The sequence below is a fragment of the uncultured Tenacibaculum sp. genome, from assembly GCF_947495995.1.
Lineage (GTDB): Bacteria > Bacteroidota > Bacteroidia > Flavobacteriales > Flavobacteriaceae > Polaribacter.
Genome location: NZ_CANMAX010000002.1, coordinates 810,417 through 825,109 on the forward strand (window position 1 = coordinate 810,417; position 14,693 = coordinate 825,109).

Annotated in this window: 19 protein-coding genes; all 19 read right to left on the reverse strand. The window is 30.5% G+C overall.

The features are described 5' to 3' along the window. Positions 1-2: 2 nt before the first annotated feature. Positions 3-860 carry a hypothetical protein gene (locus Q1A15_RS08895; protein ID WP_299621977.1) on the reverse strand — a complete coding sequence of 286 codons (858 nt, stop codon included), beginning with the start codon at positions 858-860 and terminating at the stop codon, positions 3-5. Positions 861-862: 2 nt separating this feature from the next. Next, positions 863-1,198, reverse strand: a complete 336-nt coding sequence (locus tag Q1A15_RS08900; RefSeq protein WP_299621980.1) for a hypothetical protein — start codon at positions 1,196-1,198, stop codon at positions 863-865. Positions 1,199-1,303: 105 nt separating this feature from the next. Beyond that, positions 1,304-2,296: an ADP-ribosylglycohydrolase family protein gene (locus Q1A15_RS08905; RefSeq protein WP_299621983.1), complete on the reverse strand. Its 993-nt coding sequence runs from the start codon at positions 2,294-2,296 to the stop codon at positions 1,304-1,306. Further along, positions 2,296-2,844 carry an NADAR family protein gene (locus Q1A15_RS08910; RefSeq protein ID WP_299621986.1) on the reverse strand — a complete coding sequence of 183 codons (549 nt, stop codon included), beginning with the start codon at positions 2,842-2,844 and terminating at the stop codon, positions 2,296-2,298. Before Q1A15_RS08910 ends, Q1A15_RS08905 begins: the two co-directional genes overlap by 1 nt. A gap of 148 nt (positions 2,845-2,992) precedes the next feature. Next, on the reverse strand, positions 2,993-3,535 hold the full coding sequence (locus Q1A15_RS08915; protein ID WP_299621989.1) for a hypothetical protein: 543 nt from the start codon (positions 3,533-3,535) through the stop codon (positions 2,993-2,995). 335 nt (positions 3,536-3,870) lie between these two features. Continuing rightward, on the reverse strand, positions 3,871-4,647 hold the full coding sequence (locus Q1A15_RS08920; protein WP_299621992.1) for a metallophosphoesterase family protein: 777 nt from the start codon (positions 4,645-4,647) through the stop codon (positions 3,871-3,873). A 1-nt stretch (position 4,648) separates the two neighbouring features. After that, a complete protein-coding gene (locus Q1A15_RS08925) occupies positions 4,649-5,461 on the reverse strand; it encodes a Sir2 family NAD-dependent protein deacetylase (protein WP_299621995.1) in 813 nt (270 codons plus the stop codon). A gap of 205 nt (positions 5,462-5,666) precedes the next feature. After that, positions 5,667-6,215, reverse strand: a complete 549-nt coding sequence (locus tag Q1A15_RS08930; protein WP_299621998.1) for a 2OG-Fe(II) oxygenase — start codon at positions 6,213-6,215, stop codon at positions 5,667-5,669. 99 nt (positions 6,216-6,314) lie between these two features. Beyond that, positions 6,315-6,863 (reverse strand): RNA 2'-phosphotransferase, encoded by a 549-nt coding sequence (locus Q1A15_RS08935; protein ID WP_299622001.1) that lies wholly within the window; start codon positions 6,861-6,863, stop codon positions 6,315-6,317. 79 nt (positions 6,864-6,942) lie between these two features. Then, positions 6,943-7,809: an MBL fold metallo-hydrolase gene (locus Q1A15_RS08940; protein ID WP_299622004.1), complete on the reverse strand. Its 867-nt coding sequence runs from the start codon at positions 7,807-7,809 to the stop codon at positions 6,943-6,945. A 97-nt stretch (positions 7,810-7,906) separates the two neighbouring features. Further along, positions 7,907-8,383 carry a macro domain-containing protein gene (locus Q1A15_RS08945; protein WP_299622009.1) on the reverse strand — a complete coding sequence of 159 codons (477 nt, stop codon included), beginning with the start codon at positions 8,381-8,383 and terminating at the stop codon, positions 7,907-7,909. Then, on the reverse strand, positions 8,380-8,895 hold the full coding sequence (locus tag Q1A15_RS08950; protein WP_299622014.1) for an O-acetyl-ADP-ribose deacetylase: 516 nt from the start codon (positions 8,893-8,895) through the stop codon (positions 8,380-8,382). The genes Q1A15_RS08945 and Q1A15_RS08950 overlap by 4 nt, the downstream gene beginning before the upstream one ends. A gap of 111 nt (positions 8,896-9,006) precedes the next feature. Further along, complete coding sequence (locus Q1A15_RS08955) at positions 9,007-9,429, reverse strand: ADP-ribosylation/crystallin J1 (protein ID WP_299622017.1); 423 nt, start codon at positions 9,427-9,429, stop codon at positions 9,007-9,009. A 13-nt stretch (positions 9,430-9,442) separates the two neighbouring features. Next, positions 9,443-10,339, reverse strand: coding sequence for an ADP-ribosylglycohydrolase family protein (locus Q1A15_RS08960; RefSeq protein WP_299622022.1), 897 nt, complete (start codon positions 10,337-10,339; stop codon positions 9,443-9,445). After that, positions 10,336-11,301: an ADP-ribosylglycohydrolase family protein gene (locus Q1A15_RS08965; RefSeq protein ID WP_299622026.1), complete on the reverse strand. Its 966-nt coding sequence runs from the start codon at positions 11,299-11,301 to the stop codon at positions 10,336-10,338. Before Q1A15_RS08965 ends, Q1A15_RS08960 begins: the two co-directional genes overlap by 4 nt. A gap of 131 nt (positions 11,302-11,432) precedes the next feature. Then, positions 11,433-12,257 (reverse strand): TIGR02452 family protein, encoded by an 825-nt coding sequence (locus Q1A15_RS08970; protein WP_299622029.1) that lies wholly within the window; start codon positions 12,255-12,257, stop codon positions 11,433-11,435. Between the two features lie 43 nt (positions 12,258-12,300). After that, on the reverse strand, positions 12,301-12,936 hold the full coding sequence (locus Q1A15_RS08975; RefSeq protein ID WP_299622033.1) for a DUF4291 domain-containing protein: 636 nt from the start codon (positions 12,934-12,936) through the stop codon (positions 12,301-12,303). A 137-nt stretch (positions 12,937-13,073) separates the two neighbouring features. Beyond that, the gene (gene prs / locus Q1A15_RS08980) at positions 13,074-13,901 is read right to left on the reverse strand and encodes a ribose-phosphate diphosphokinase (protein WP_299622036.1); all 828 of its coding nucleotides are present in this window, start codon (positions 13,899-13,901) and stop codon (positions 13,074-13,076) included. Positions 13,902-13,966: 65 nt separating this feature from the next. Beyond that, positions 13,967-14,656, reverse strand: a complete 690-nt coding sequence (locus tag Q1A15_RS08985; RefSeq protein WP_299622039.1) for an NUDIX domain-containing protein — start codon at positions 14,654-14,656, stop codon at positions 13,967-13,969. Positions 14,657-14,693 lie beyond the last annotated feature (37 nt).

The following is a 14,693-nucleotide window of genomic DNA, read 5'->3' on the forward strand; positions in this document are numbered from 1 at the left end:
CTTTATAACATTTCTATATCATCAAAATTTACTCCTGAAATATCTGTTTTTCCTCTTGCTGCTGGATAATTTTCACATACTACTTTTGTAATAACTTCAGGAATTGTTCTATAATCACTTACAGAAATACAATTATCTCCTAATAACTGTTTCCAGCCTTTTTCTGCTTGAATAGCTCTTCCAGAATGATTAACACTAATATGGAACACATCATATTTCTTTTGAACTTCTTGAAACAGTTCCATTTCTGAAAATGTTTGCTGACCACTTCCCATAATTTCTTGTATTGCTGAAGCTGGTAAATGTTTCAAATTAGGTTCGTCTCCAATCGTAAATAAAATTCCTTTTTGATTTCTCTTTTCAAAAGCATCTGTTTTGGTATGAAAAGCAGCGAAATACCATGATAACAAGTAACTTTCACCTGCATTTCCACCTCCACCAGATTCGATATAAGTTCTCGTTAACCACATATCTAATTCTTCATCACCAGATTCAAATTGACCAACTTGTAATGGATAACTATCACATTCATGATCTCCAATTCCTAAGAATAATAAAGCGACATCTTCTGCTCCATTTTGAATAATTCCACCCATTAACTTAGGTAAACCTTCTTTAATTAAATCGTGTGGAATATGTCCCATACTTCCTGTAACATCTAGTGCTAAGATTACTGGAAATGAATTTGGGTGTACTTCTGAATCTCTTGCTTCTCTGAAATCTACTCCATTCGGATTCATTGAGTTGTGCGCACGTCTTTCTCTATTTTGCTTGAAGATTTCATTCATTGACTTGCTTGCATAACCTTCCTTTTGTGCTTTTAAAGCTCTTTTACTTAAATTGTATCTAGTTCCTCCCATAATTATATTTTTTTACCGAATAAGTATTCGTATCGTTTTTGTGCAATTTCTAATTGAATGTTTAAGTTTCTGATTTTTAAGGATAATTCTATGTCTTTTATCACAAAACTTTCCGGGTCAAAATCTGCAAACGTTAAACTGTTTTTATCTAATGGACTGATGTCTATCGCTCCTTCTTGTTCTCTAGTTAATCTTTTAATTTTTAACTCGATGTCTTCTACTCTTCTTCGATAGATTAATTCTGCATCTTCTCCAATAGTTTTGGCTCTGTCTTCTCTAATTTGATCGTTATTCCTTCGTAAGGCATCAACAAATCTTGGTTTTAATTCTTCACTCATACTATTTATTTTATCACAAACAAATCTATTTGCGTAATTACAACACAAATATAAATCAAGAAAACAGATCTACAAAATATTTTGCGTTATTTTTACGCAATAAAATTAAAATTTAAGGTTTTTAGCTATTTTTTTAAAGTAATTTTTTCCTTCTACATTAGCAATCATGTAGTTTGGAATACTTTCTAAGCCATATATTCCAGCCATAATACCAGTTGTAATAGAAGCCACTGAATCTACATCTCCTCCTAAATCAATTGATTTTTGTAACGCATCAAAAGTATCTGTACTCTGTTTTAAAATATATAAAACGCAACCTGCTGTATATTTTGAATCTGAAGGCATTCCATGAATTCCACTTAAAAAATAAGGAGCTTCAATTGGTTGTTTTCCACAAAGAATGACAAAATCATTATTTGTCAAGTCATTATAATCTGGTAAATTTTCAATCAAACGTAAATATGTCTTGTATTCTTCATTTAATGAAACTGTTTTAAAACAATATTCTATTATGTCTTTTACATTACCATTCTTCTGAATTAAAAACTCTGTAGCTCTAGCGATACATTGACTAGATAATATGGCATTTATATTTGGATGCGTTGCATTTGCATTGATTTCAGCATATTGGTTTATAAGATCACTTTTTATTAAACCTAAAGGAACAGATCGCATTGCTGGAGCATTCCCAGGATTTGGACGACCTTTTTGAAATTCACGAATTTCTTCAATAGTTTTTTCTCCTGAAAAATACCAACGCATTGATCCGTGTCCGTTTCGTCCGTAACCTTTTTCTAGTTTCCCTTTTTCATACTCTTCAATCCATTTTTGTACTAATAAAGCTTCAGAAAACTTTTCTTTAGACTGTAATGCTTTTAATACACCAATAGTCATTTCGGTATCATCGGTATATTCCCAATCATGATAATTTTCAGTGAATACACTTATCTTTTCTTCAGGTACTTGAATTTTGTGTCTTACGTTTACAAAAGAGGAAAAATCAACATGTTTTCTTATCCAATTTCTATCTTGAAATTCTACACCTGCTCCATAAGCGTCGCCAATTGCTATTCCTAATACTATTTCATATAAATTCATTATTCTACTAACTTATCACGAACTTCCATTAAAACATATCCTAATAGATTTAATCCTTTCCATCTATTCGGATTTTCAATATTCTTGTAATCTGAAGCCAAACCAACTCCCCATACTTTATCATACGGACTAGCTTCTACCAAGATTCTATCTTTGGTGTTCATTAGAAATTCTTTTAATGCATCGTTTTGAGAAAACTTAGCTAAATTCCCTTTATAGACAATTAAATACTTATGATTATCCCAAACTGATGAATTGAATCCTTTTACTTTTCGTCCTAGTTGTTTGACATCATGCGAATGATTTGAGGATAAGATTTCTGCTAAAACCTCATCATCGTTAAACAATCTAGCTTTTTCTGCCATCATATAATGTTCAGCAGTTTTGTATGTAATTCCGTTGATAACAAAATCAGACTCCCACCATTGACTAAAACATGATTTGCTAATAGTTCCATCTTTCTTTGGTTGATGTCCCCAGAAGAATACGTATTTTAAATATTCTCCTGTATTATATCTTTCTTGTATAGTTGTATTTGAATATTTCATAGCTTTTTATTTATTCTTAAATATAAATTGTCATTACGAACAAAGTGAAGTAATCTCTTTATTCTATTCTAGAATAATTTAACATCAAACAAAAAGATTGCTTCTTTTCACCTAGTTCCAATCGCAATGACGTTGTTTTATTAATTCTTTAAAGTCTTCCTTCTATTTTCATTTTTATCAATCCAGCATGAGATAGAGGTTTTCTAGGATTTTCGATATCTTCATTAGTTTCATAATCTAAAAGAACTAATGTTTTATTCTTCGATAATTCAATTAGTTCACTTAATTCATATTGTAAAACATGATCTAAAACCCAATTATATATTGGCAAATAAATTTCCTTTCTTGCTGATATATAATCCAACAGTTCCTCTCCTTTCACTCCTTTTCTATGTCCTAAAGGTTTTCCAAATTTTCGAACTGTTCTTTTTAAACCTTTCATAGAAGTAACCTCAAACTTTGATTCATCTACATCTTGTGCTTCAAAAACTTTTAATCCTTGCCATATTCCTTCCACAGAAGCTGAAAATTTACCTTGAGAAAAAGGAATTGGAATATTTCCTACAGGATAAAACGGACTAAACTTTACCATTGGCATTTCTCCTTTTGAAGTTACATCAACTATAACCGCATCTGGAAAATCTTTAAGTATGTTTTCTACCTTTCTTCTTTTACTTTGAATAACAATCATGAGATTAGTTTAAATAGTTAATTATTCTTTTTTCCATTGATGAAAAAAGAATCAAAAAAATCTAGTCTTAAGAAAATTAAGTTCTAAAAATCTCATCCTCGACACTAAATAAAAAGAACTCGCTACGCTCAAACAACTTTTTATTTTTTACGTGTCTTACGGTGGTTTTTTAGGCTTATTTTCTAATGACAGCTTATATTTATTATTAATTTAAAATATTATATTCTTCAATCTTATTTTGATGAGAACCTGAAATACTGAAATAAATTCAGCACAGGTAAATTCAGGTTGACGTTTGTTCTTTAACTACACATTTCGAATAATTATAGAATTTATTAATCTGGAATATTATATTTCTTTTTAATAACATTATAAGGACTTTCATTTCTTCCGCTTTCATCTGGATATAATGAATACAACTCTTCACTTTGTATAAACTCTTTTGTGTCGATATTTAAGGCCGTTAAACGTCCTTTAAAAGCTGCTCCTGTATCTACATTCCAAACATTAGCTCCGTTCATTGGTCCGAATTGATTATATCTAGTTGTTGGTGTATGTCCGATATAAATCTCATGAAATAAAGTCAATCGTTTCGGGTACAATGGTGAATTTTTATCTAAAGTTTTATCTAAAGAAATTGCCGTTTCCCAAAGTGTTCGATCCCAATTAAAATTAGATTCATATACTTCTTTTTGCGGTCCGTGCATTGATGAAAATCCTGCATGAATAAATAATCGATTATCAGCATCAATATGAAATAACTTCATTTGCTCTATAAACTGTAAATGCTGTAGTTTATCATATTCTGTATATCCTTCATAACTTTCAATTGTTTTTACACCTCCATGAAACAACCAAATGTCATTCGTTATTCCACTTCTTAACCAGTTTTCACAATATTCATCGTGATTTCCTTTTATGAAAATACAATCGTGTTTTTCTCTTAATTTCATTAAATAATCGATAACCTGAGCAGATTCACTCCAACCATCTACATAATCTCCTAAGAAAATTAACGTATCGTTTTGTTGTAATTCTAGTTTATCAATTAACTGACGTAAGCCTAATAAGCCTCCGTGTATATCTCCTATGGTAAATGTTCTTGGTTCCATTTTATAATGCTTCTTGAAATTGTGTTAAAAAATCTAGCGCTGTACCTCTAAACTTGTAAAACTGCTTTTTATCTTCGAAGTTTTCTGTAAAGTTGTTGTCTTCTAGATTTACGTCTATTACAGCTCCCCCATATTTAATTGTTTGTTCTACTAATCTATTCGGTAAAGTAGTAGCACCAGAACTGCCTAAAATTATTAAAACTCCAGAATTTTTAGCTATTTTTAATGTTGTGTGAAGTTTAAAATTTCGTTCATTATAAAACTCATCGAACCATAAAATATTCGGACGCGTATCTGTTCCACATTTTGGACACACTAATAATTGCTTTTCATCGTAACTTAAATCCTCATCTATAGCTTTTAGCTGAATTTCTTTAGGCATTTCATAAACATCTTTCGAACACTCATCTGCACAACGCATTTCTCTTAAATTACCATGTATTTCGTATACAGTTTTAGATCCTGCTCTTTGATGCAAGTTATCTATATTCTGTGTGATTAAATGAAAACGATCTTGTAAAGTGTTTTCTATTTCAACTAATTTAAAATGCGATGCATTCGGTTCAGCTTCTGCAAACATTTTCTTTCTAAAAAATGTGTATTGCCAAACTTCATCTGCATTCTTACTAAAATGTTCAAAAGTTCCAAACGATTCTGGTTTGTAATATTTCGTTCCTTTTATCCATATTCCATCAGTTCCTCGGTAGGTTGGAATTCCACTTGCTGATGATATTCCTGCTCCTGTTAGGAACGTGATGTTATTTCTATTATTTTTTGAATTTACTTTAGTTAGTATTTCTTTTAACTCTTTCATTTTATTTCTTTATTTATCATTCTTTTTTCCATTGATGAAAAAAGAATCAAAAAAATCTAGTCTTAAGATCATATCACTCTAAAAATAATATCCTCGATACTAAATGAAAAGAACTCGCTATCGCTCAAACAACTTTTCATTCTTCACGTATCTTGCGGTAGATTTTTAGGTGTATTCTCTTTATGACACTTTTCGTAATTAACTTTTAAACCCTTCTATACATTACATCTGTTCTTAACACATACTTTACTCCTGAAATTAACTCTTTTCCTTCATGACGTAATCGATGTCTGAAAACTAAAGCAGTTCCTTTCTTCGGTTTTACTGTACCAATGTTTCTAAAAGCTGTTTCTCCTCCTTCAAAATCATCATTCAAATAAATTAGAAAAGAATAGAAACTTTGCTCTTCTAAATTCCTTCTGTAACTTCCATCAATGTGCATTTTAAAGCGTTGACCTTGGGTGTATTTATATACTCGAAACATTTCATTTAAGCCAATTCCTTCATAAAATCCAACTTGCTTAGGAATAAAATCTTGCAATCGATTCCAGAAATCTTGCCCTAAATCTTCATCAAAAAACAAATAACGATCGTTATTACGAATTCCTTTGTTCATTACCTGATTTCCATCTACAGAAATTTTTGCTTCTTCAAAATCTACTGTCTGATATTTTAGTAAATACTCAAAACACTCTTCTTCTGAAAGGAAGTTTTCTATTAAAAATATTTCGTCGTGTACATTAATTTTTTTCATAGTCGTTTTATTTAAATAATATTCAAAGACTATCAATAAAAAGATCACTTCGTCAATCTTCCTCGTGATGGCGGACGAAAATCTAGTTTGATATTTCTTCTACTTGAATTCTATAAACTTTGCTGGCACATAATCAGTTAACCATACTCCGTTCTTAGATTGATAGAATTCGAATCCTGCCACATGCATTGCTCCTGAACGAACAGTTAAAATCGTAGGAACTCCTCTTCTACTTCCAACTTTTGTTGCTGTTTCTAAATCTTGACTTAAATGCACATGTTGTCTACTCATTTTTTGCAATCCTTTTTCTTTTATCGATTGCATAAACTTTGATACCGTTCCGTGATATAAATATTCTGGCGGTTGAATAGCTTCTAATTTTAAATCAATCGTTTTTAAAGAATGACCTTGATTGGCTCTAATCTTTGTTTGATCTTCATTAAAACTAAATCGCTTTTTATCATTTGTAGCAACTACTTCTTCTAGTTTTTCTATTGAAAAGTACTTTCCTTTTCTTTTCGATTTCTCAATAAGTTCAGCTACATCTGCCCAACCATTTTCATCTAATTTCAATCCGATTAAATCAGGTTGATGTCTAAGTAGTAGACTTAGAAACTTACTTATATTTTTTATTTCTCTTTCGTTCATTTTGTTTTGTTTTTAATTGATCTCGACTGTGTCGTTTTGACATTATATACTTATACACAATCTCTAATTTTAACTATAGTTAATTCAAAGGTTTTTGATTTAAAATATCTCTTTGAGATCGACCTAAAGGAACTCTAAATACTGGTATTTTAATATTATAGTATGTAATGAGTTCTTTAATCGTTTGATCGATCAGTTGCATATCATATCGTGATGAAAAATGACCTAAAATTAGTTTTTCAATATTGATCTGACTCACCATTTCTAACACTTCTTCTAAAGAACTGTGTTTATTTTTGTCATTACCTTTTTCTACTTCTTCTTTCTTTAAAAATGTGGCTTCATGAATTAACACTCCACAATTATCATATTTTGAATAATCATACACTGGTGTATCTCCCGAATACACTAGAACTGAATTTTTAATCTTCTCTTTGATAAAATCTTCTCCTTTATCTTGTTTTATAGCGATAATCTCTTTTGAAGATAAATTTGTAAACTCTTGCTTCAATTTATGCTTGGTTTCAAATACTTGAAAAGACAAACTTTTTAATTGATCTTTCACATCTATATGTTGATTTTCGAAACATAAAACTTCTATTCCAGATTTTATCTGAATAACTTGTTCGTCTTCTAAACTATTCCATATTGTTCCTGATGTATGTGGATCAAATTGACTAGTGAAATTTTCTAAAAATCTAAATGAATTTGCGTCTTTAGGATAATAAATTGTCGGTTTACGATGTGCACATAATTGATTGTATTGCATTAAACCTCCTAAATGATCTCTATCAGCATGAGAAATAAACACATGCTTTATTTTATTAGCTTTACCTAGTAAATTTGCTATTAATCCATCACCAGCATCAAATAACAATCCAAGCTCTTCAATAAAGTACCATGTTGAAAATAATGCTGTTGAATATCCATGTATTGTTAGTTTCATTTCTTTTATATTTTATTACGTCATTACGAATGAAATGAAGTAATCTTTTTATTGATTTATAGATCACTTCGTTTTTTACTCCAAATAATCACTTTTTTTATTTAAAATCATACACTATTGTATCGATTTCATTTTTTATTAAATTCTCTTTGATAATTGGTTCTATTTTTTCCCATTTACCTCCTGCTAATCCACATCCTATTCTTGGCATATGTACAGAAGCATTTAACTCTTTAGCTACATCAGACAATTTTTCAAGACATTTACTAACTGCTTCATATCGTATTGGAACTCCATTACTTCCAGTTTTCATTCCTCTTTGCCCAATCATATTACATACATATACAAACTTTTCAACCTGTATAATTTGAATATTTCCAAGCTCAAAATCATTTTCTGATCTTTCTCTATACCATTTCCTATAACTGGCCTCTGGCTCCTTCCATCTTTTTGAAATAGCCAAAACAAATCCTTTTCCCCAGCCTCCTAAATCATTACATATATGAGCTATAATTTTAACTCCTTTTGCCTGAGGTGAAGTAGCATCTCCTTTTATATATTTTATCTCTTTCATTTTTCTTTTTTTAAAATCTCCTTGTAAATCGTAAAATTCTCTTCATCAAAACAGACAAAAATTAGCTTTTCTACAACTGGGTATTCTTTTACCGTTTCAATAGCTATTTCTGCTGCTAATTGTTTAGGAAACTTATAAATCCCTGTACTAATATTCGGAAAAGCAATCGTTTCTAAATCATGTTCCTTCGCTAATAACATACTATTTTTATAACAGTTGATCAATAATTCTTTTTCCAACGCTAATCGACTTCCTCCGTTATAAACCGGACCAACAGTATGGATTACTTTTTTAGCTGGTAAATTTCCGGCAGTTGTAATTACTGATTCTCCTGTTTTACATTTTTCTTGGCGATTTCTAATCTCTTGACAAGCTTCTAAAATAGCTTTTCCTCCTGCTCTATGGATTGCTCCGTCTACTCCTCCTCCACCTAATAAACTAGAATTTGCTGCGTTTACAATTGCATCTACTGCTATTTTAGTAATATCTCCTTTATGTAATTCAATTTTCATAATACATAATTTAAATGTCTAATCGAGCGAAGTCAATATTTTACTTTTGTAATAAGTTCATATTAAAAACCTCTCGACTCCGCTCGAGGTGACAATGCAATTATAAAATTGTCATTTTCTATAATTCTCTACAGTTTTCATAATTTCATTTACAAGTAAACTTTCACTAGTTTTATAATCTTTACCGATATAAACTTTAAGTGTTTTAATTTCTCCTTGTATCGACTCATTAAAACTTTCCAATTGATCTGCTGGAACCCACAATTCATTATGAATTATTCCTCCTACATTTTCAATTGGGTATTTTTTAAATTCTTCTTCAGAAATTTCAAAAGCTGTTACAAACCCTAAATAGTTTCCAAAAGGATCTGTGGTATTCCATTTACTTGCTATTTCTGAAGCATATTCTTCATTTAAAACAGGATAAAAAATAGGTTGCCATTCTAATCTTGGTGGAAATTTTTTAAATCCGCTTTCAGCTATTAATTGCATTTCTTTTTCTCCTACAGGTCTATATAACTTTATCTTTTTCATTTTCTAAAATTCTTTATTTATAAAAAATACTCTCGTTCCATTTTTCTACATCATTTCCCCATTGTTTTGGAACGCAACTTTCTTTAGAACACATCATATTAATTCCTCCTACTATTGCGCAAGTTGTATCTCTATCTCCTAATGCTGAAACTGTATTCCAAAGTGACTCTTCAAAATCTCCTAGATAGTGATATACATTCCATAACGCAATTGGAACAGTATCTTGAGCCAACATTTTTGTTCCGTTTCCTAAAGCAGTTACTATAGTTCGTATATCGTACGATTTAGGTAAATGCTTAATCTTTTTGATTTTATATTTTAAATCACTTTCTGGTGTAAAATCAATAATTGTATCTAACCAAGCTTCTTTATTTAACTCGTTACTTTTTGTACATAAGGCAGTAGCAATTGCTACACTTATTGCTCCGGCTATAGCTTCGTTGTTATAATGCGTTATTTCTGATGAAAGTTTTGCTTGTTCTGCAACCTTACTTAAATCATCATAAAAATATGCACCAATTAACGCAACTCGCATTGCACTACCATTTCCCATCGATCCAGTACCATTAAAACTTGATTTTGATATTTCTAACCAATTTTTATTAACATCAAATTCTAGTAATTTTCTGTGCATTGATGGTCCGTAACCTCTATGTCTGTCTTTCAAAAAGTTTTGAGCGAACTGATTTGCAACAAAATCTTGATTTATTTCTCCAAACAACTCTAAAGATTTTAATAAAGGAATCGCCATAATTGTATCATCTGTATATCTCCACTCTGTTTCTGGAATGAATCTATTTTCTAAAGCAGATTCTACAATTGCTCTTTCTCTAAAAAAACTATCACCAAAAGCATCTCCAATTGCAATACCTGTTAGTGATCTTTTTGCTAAATCTATTCTATTTTTCATTTTTCTAAACTTTTTGAAAACCGATGTGATAAATCGATTATTTCTTCTCTTTTTACTAAATCATGTAACCAATCTTTTGGTATACTATCTTCTTCATAATATAAACCTGCTAAGGCTCCGGTAACACAAGCAGTTGTATCTGTATCTTCACCTAAATTCACTGCTTTTAAAACTGCTTCAGCATAAGAATATGTAGTTAAAAAACTCCACAAACTCGCTTCTAAAGTATTTAATACATAACCCGATCCACTAATCTGTTTTTCTTCCAATTTATATACAGGTTCAATTGTATAATCACCTATTGGATTTTCTAATATTCTATGAAACTTATTGATTTCACTTTCAGAACAAATCGCGTTTTCATTTAAAAAATTATTTACGGTTTGTTGCATTCTTTTATAAGCTTCAAATTTTTCTAATCCGCTTAATAAGACTAACATGAACTCCATATAAATGAAACAACTCAGCACAGAACGGATATGCCCATGTGTAATCGAAGAAACTTCTTTCACTTTTTGAAATCGTTCTTCGATTGACATATCTTTTACATAAAATGCTAACGGACTAATTCTCATTAAAGATCCATTTCCATTATCAAATTCATCAGTTCCACCAGATAATGTTGCTGGCGTTCCTTTAGCGAAAGAATTTATTGCTGTATTTGTTGCAATTCCGATATCGAAAACTTCTCCATGTGCTGTCCAGTAACTATCATTATACCAACGTAAAAAATTTGTAGCTATAGATTTTGTATCATAACCTTTACATAAACTTTCAGCCAAACAAAATGTTAAAGAACTATCATCACTCCAAGTTCCTTTGGGTTGATGATGAGAACCAAACGCTCTCATTGTTTTTACTGGATTTTGCTGTAATTCAAATCTTGTTTTAAACTCCACAGGAACTCCCAAAGCATCTCCTACTGCTAATCCTAAAAATGTTTGTTCTATTTTCTTTTTCATTTTTGTTTGTTTTATAATTATTAACGTCATTGCGAACGGAGCTCTGTGGAGTGAAGCAATCTATTCATTTAAAAACTCTAATTAAAAGATCACTTCGTCATCCTTCCTCGTGATGACGGAATAAAGATCATTTAATCAAACTCTTTTCGAAATGCTTCTATAAACTTTTCATTTTTTGAGTAGATCGCAAAGACTACTCTTTTAAATTGATTTTTAAACTTATTTTCAAAATGCGATTTAAACAACTTTGCTATATCATTAGGATCATTCTGAAAAACTCCACATCCCCAAGCACCTAAAATCAAAGTGTTATACTTCTTTTCGACACATAAACTCAATAGTTTTTCAATCCTTGTATTCATTATTTCATTAACCTTGTCAACTAAATGTAGTTCTTTACGCTTAACCACACCATAATTAACAGCCGCTGAAGTTACAAATCCACATACTGAATAATCAGCTACCAATTCTCCTCTTCTATCTCTAAAAACTGGCACATTTGGACTATGAATCATTGCATCAGTGTATATACAAGATTTCATACTTCTATGTGTATCATAAAAATCGTAAGCACTCATTTGACTTCCATACAACGCTGATGAAACTGCTAAACTTTCTTCTTGTGCTAAAGCTCCGTTTAAAAAACCTCCTCCAGGATTCTTTGCTGAAGCAAAATTTAAACACATAACTTTTCCTTCTTCTTCTTGATTTATTCTATGTATAGCACTAACAGAATCTTCATGTGTTACTTCAAATACAGTATTTTGATTATTTTCTAATTTTAAATTTCTTTTTAAATAATCTAAATCTTCAGACAAATACAATTCAGTATTATCTATACAATTATTAATTTCTTCTTTTAGATCTATTTTTTCACCTAAAGGCATAGTGTAATATCCTTTTTCTATGATTTCAATAGTCTGTTCTGCTTTTAGTTTTCGTGTTGACTTTTTCATTTCTTCTTTATTTATTCTTTCTACCTAAGTCTTTGTTTTTGATTTAATTGATTTTCAAAAACTGATTCACTTCATCATTAAAACTCAAATATGGTTTTTCTTCTGGAAGCTCTAAGGCATCTAATTTTTTGTTTAATACGAATTGATATTGTTGATTTACATATGCTGATATGTCTTCTATTTCAATAATATCTTCTTTACCAAATTTTACTATTTCTTCGTTTCTGATTCCTAATTGAATCGCTCTACGTTCTAGTTTTGCTCCATACGGATCATGATCTGGATCCCATTGTAATCGAATATTTGAATTTTGAACTTCTTCCTTCCAAGCTTCTTCATTTTCGTATAAATGCGATTGATAACTCGAATACACAGCCTGACTCAAATAGCGTTCAAAAGCTGTTCTTTTTAAATGAATTGCTAAAACAACTTCTTGACCTTCTTTTGTTCCCCAACCATTTCTATACATCATCCATAGAAAGTTTGGTTTAATCCAAGTCATTCTTGTATACTTGAACGGACCTCCAAAAAATTGGTTTCTCACAGCAAAATTCCCGATCGCTGGTCTGTATGACTGATATACAATTACTTTTTCTTCATCGTATTGAGCCATGATATGATGACCTGATTCTGGCCATTCATTCAATTGTTCTTTATAATTTTTTAATTTCAGTTTCATTTTTAATTTATTTTTTTGACATTGCGAAAGTAACTCAGTGAATTGAAGCAATCAGTTAATTAATTAAAAGATCACTTCGTCTTTGTATCCTCGTGATGACGTTATATAATTAGTTTCATCTTTAGGTTCTTGAATAACTACAGAATCTCTACTAATTTTATCTGCTGAACGTCTTCAACATCTTTAAAACTATCTGTTGTAAACACTTTTGTAAACTTTTCTTTTAAATGTTCTACTCCTTTACTAAAAATTCCGTGACTTACAGCTAAGTATAAATCACCTGCATTTTTCTTTTTCAATTCATCTGCTAATCCCATGAAAGTTCCTCCACCATCACAAATATCATCTACAATTAAGCAATTCTTCCCACTTAGATCTTCTTCGTAAACTTTAAAACCTTCCAGTTTTCCGTTTGTTACATTTCTCTTTTTCGAACATTCTACCACAGCAATTCCCCCTAAATATTCCGACACTTTATATATCTTTTTCAAAGCTCCTCCGTCAGGAGAAATTAATAACACTTCTGATCCAATTTTTTCAATTACTTTTTCAATGAACTTATAATTAGTTACCACTTTGCAATCATTTAAAACTGCTGGAGTAACTTCAGAATGTGGATCAAAAACAGTAATCTCATTTAATTTCAAACTATTTAACAAATCCGCATACACTTTTACCGTTAATGGTTCTCCAGGTATCATAACTCTATCTTGTCTTGCTCCTGGAAAATATGGAATAAAAAGATCGATTATTTTTACTCCACATCTTTTAACAGCATCAACTGTACACAATAACAATCCCATATCATTAAAAGAAGTAACTCTAGTTGTTATCGTAACTTTTTCAACATTGGTTAAATCGGACGATATTTTAATATGAGGTTCTCCTCCAGAAAAAGTGAACGATTTAAATGTTACTTGGTTACCTCCTAATGGTTCAAATGTTGAATCTAAATTGAAAATCATTTTTGTGTTATTTTTACGCAAAACTAAAACATAAAAACAAACTGACAAAATAATTTGTGTAAAAATTACACTATCTTAATTTCAAAGTGGAATCCTTCCTGTACTAATTGATCGTATTTCTTCTTATTAAACTTGAAGAGTTTGGCAGGTCTACCGCTACCTTGCTGATGAATTTTATCAGTTTCTTCTACAATTTCAAAACTCAATATTTTTTTTCTGAAGTTTCTACGATCAATCTTATGTTCTAAAATTGTAGTGTATAAGTTTTCTAAGTCTGAAAACGGAAATTCTTTATTTAATAGATCAAAACCTATAGGTTGATATTGCAATTTAGCTTTTAAACGATCTTTAGCCATATCTAAAATCGTTTGATGATCGAAAGCTAATTCTGGTAAATCATCTAATGAAAACCATTGTACATCATTGGCATCTGTGTCTGCTTTAATAGTGAAGTGATTAGGACGTACTAATCCAAAATATGTGATAGATACTACTCTATTTCTAGGATCTCTACCAGGCTTTCCAAAGGAATACAGTTGTTCTAGATAATCGAATTTAACTCCGGTTTCTTCTTTTAATTCACGTTTTACAGCGTCTTCTAAAGATTCATCATCCATAACCAATCCACCTGGTAATGCCCAAGAATCTTTAAAAGGTGCTACTCCTCTTTTTATTAATAAAACCGAAATTTTTTTGGCTTCGTATCCGAAAACAACTGCATCTACAGCTACCTTAATATTTTGAATTGCTGGCATAGGTTTGTGTTAATAAAACACAAAATTACAAATTATT

Coding starts and splice junctions, on each gene's coding strand:
- Q1A15_RS08970 (WP_299622029.1), bottom strand. CDS start 12,257: ATGAAAAAGTCAACACGAAAACTAAAAGCAGAACAGACTATTGAAATC.
- Q1A15_RS08900 (WP_299621980.1), bottom strand. CDS start 1,198: ATGAGTGAAGAATTAAAACCAAGATTTGTTGATGCCTTACGAAGGAAT.
- Q1A15_RS08940 (WP_299622004.1), bottom strand. CDS start 7,809: ATGAAACTAACAATACATGGATATTCAACAGCATTATTTTCAACATGG.
- Q1A15_RS08950 (WP_299622014.1), bottom strand. CDS start 8,895: ATGAAAATTGAATTACATAAAGGAGATATTACTAAAATAGCAGTAGAT.
- Q1A15_RS08925 (WP_299621995.1), bottom strand. CDS start 5,461: ATGAAAGAGTTAAAAGAAATACTAACTAAAGTAAATTCAAAAAATAAT.
- Q1A15_RS08985 (WP_299622039.1), bottom strand. CDS start 14,656: ATGCCAGCAATTCAAAATATTAAGGTAGCTGTAGATGCAGTTGTTTTC.
- Q1A15_RS08895 (WP_299621977.1), bottom strand. CDS start 860: ATGGGAGGAACTAGATACAATTTAAGTAAAAGAGCTTTAAAAGCACAA.
- prs (WP_299622036.1), bottom strand. CDS start 13,901: ATGATTTTCAATTTAGATTCAACATTTGAACCATTAGGAGGTAACCAA.
- Q1A15_RS08905 (WP_299621983.1), bottom strand. CDS start 2,296: ATGAATTTATATGAAATAGTATTAGGAATAGCAATTGGCGACGCTTAT.
- Q1A15_RS08965 (WP_299622026.1), bottom strand. CDS start 11,301: ATGAAAAAGAAAATAGAACAAACATTTTTAGGATTAGCAGTAGGAGAT.
- Q1A15_RS08920 (WP_299621992.1), bottom strand. CDS start 4,647: ATGGAACCAAGAACATTTACCATAGGAGATATACACGGAGGCTTATTA.
- Q1A15_RS08945 (WP_299622009.1), bottom strand. CDS start 8,383: ATGAAAGAGATAAAATATATAAAAGGAGATGCTACTTCACCTCAGGCA.
- Q1A15_RS08910 (WP_299621986.1), bottom strand. CDS start 2,844: ATGAAATATTCAAATACAACTATACAAGAAAGATATAATACAGGAGAA.
- Q1A15_RS08930 (WP_299621998.1), bottom strand. CDS start 6,215: ATGAAAAAAATTAATGTACACGACGAAATATTTTTAATAGAAAACTTC.
- Q1A15_RS08935 (WP_299622001.1), bottom strand. CDS start 6,863: ATGAACGAAAGAGAAATAAAAAATATAAGTAAGTTTCTAAGTCTACTA.
- Q1A15_RS08975 (WP_299622033.1), bottom strand. CDS start 12,936: ATGAAACTGAAATTAAAAAATTATAAAGAACAATTGAATGAATGGCCA.
- Q1A15_RS08955 (WP_299622017.1), bottom strand. CDS start 9,429: ATGAAAAAGATAAAGTTATATAGACCTGTAGGAGAAAAAGAAATGCAA.
- Q1A15_RS08915 (WP_299621989.1), bottom strand. CDS start 3,535: ATGATTGTTATTCAAAGTAAAAGAAGAAAGGTAGAAAACATACTTAAA.
- Q1A15_RS08960 (WP_299622022.1), bottom strand. CDS start 10,339: ATGAAAAATAGAATAGATTTAGCAAAAAGATCACTAACAGGTATTGCA.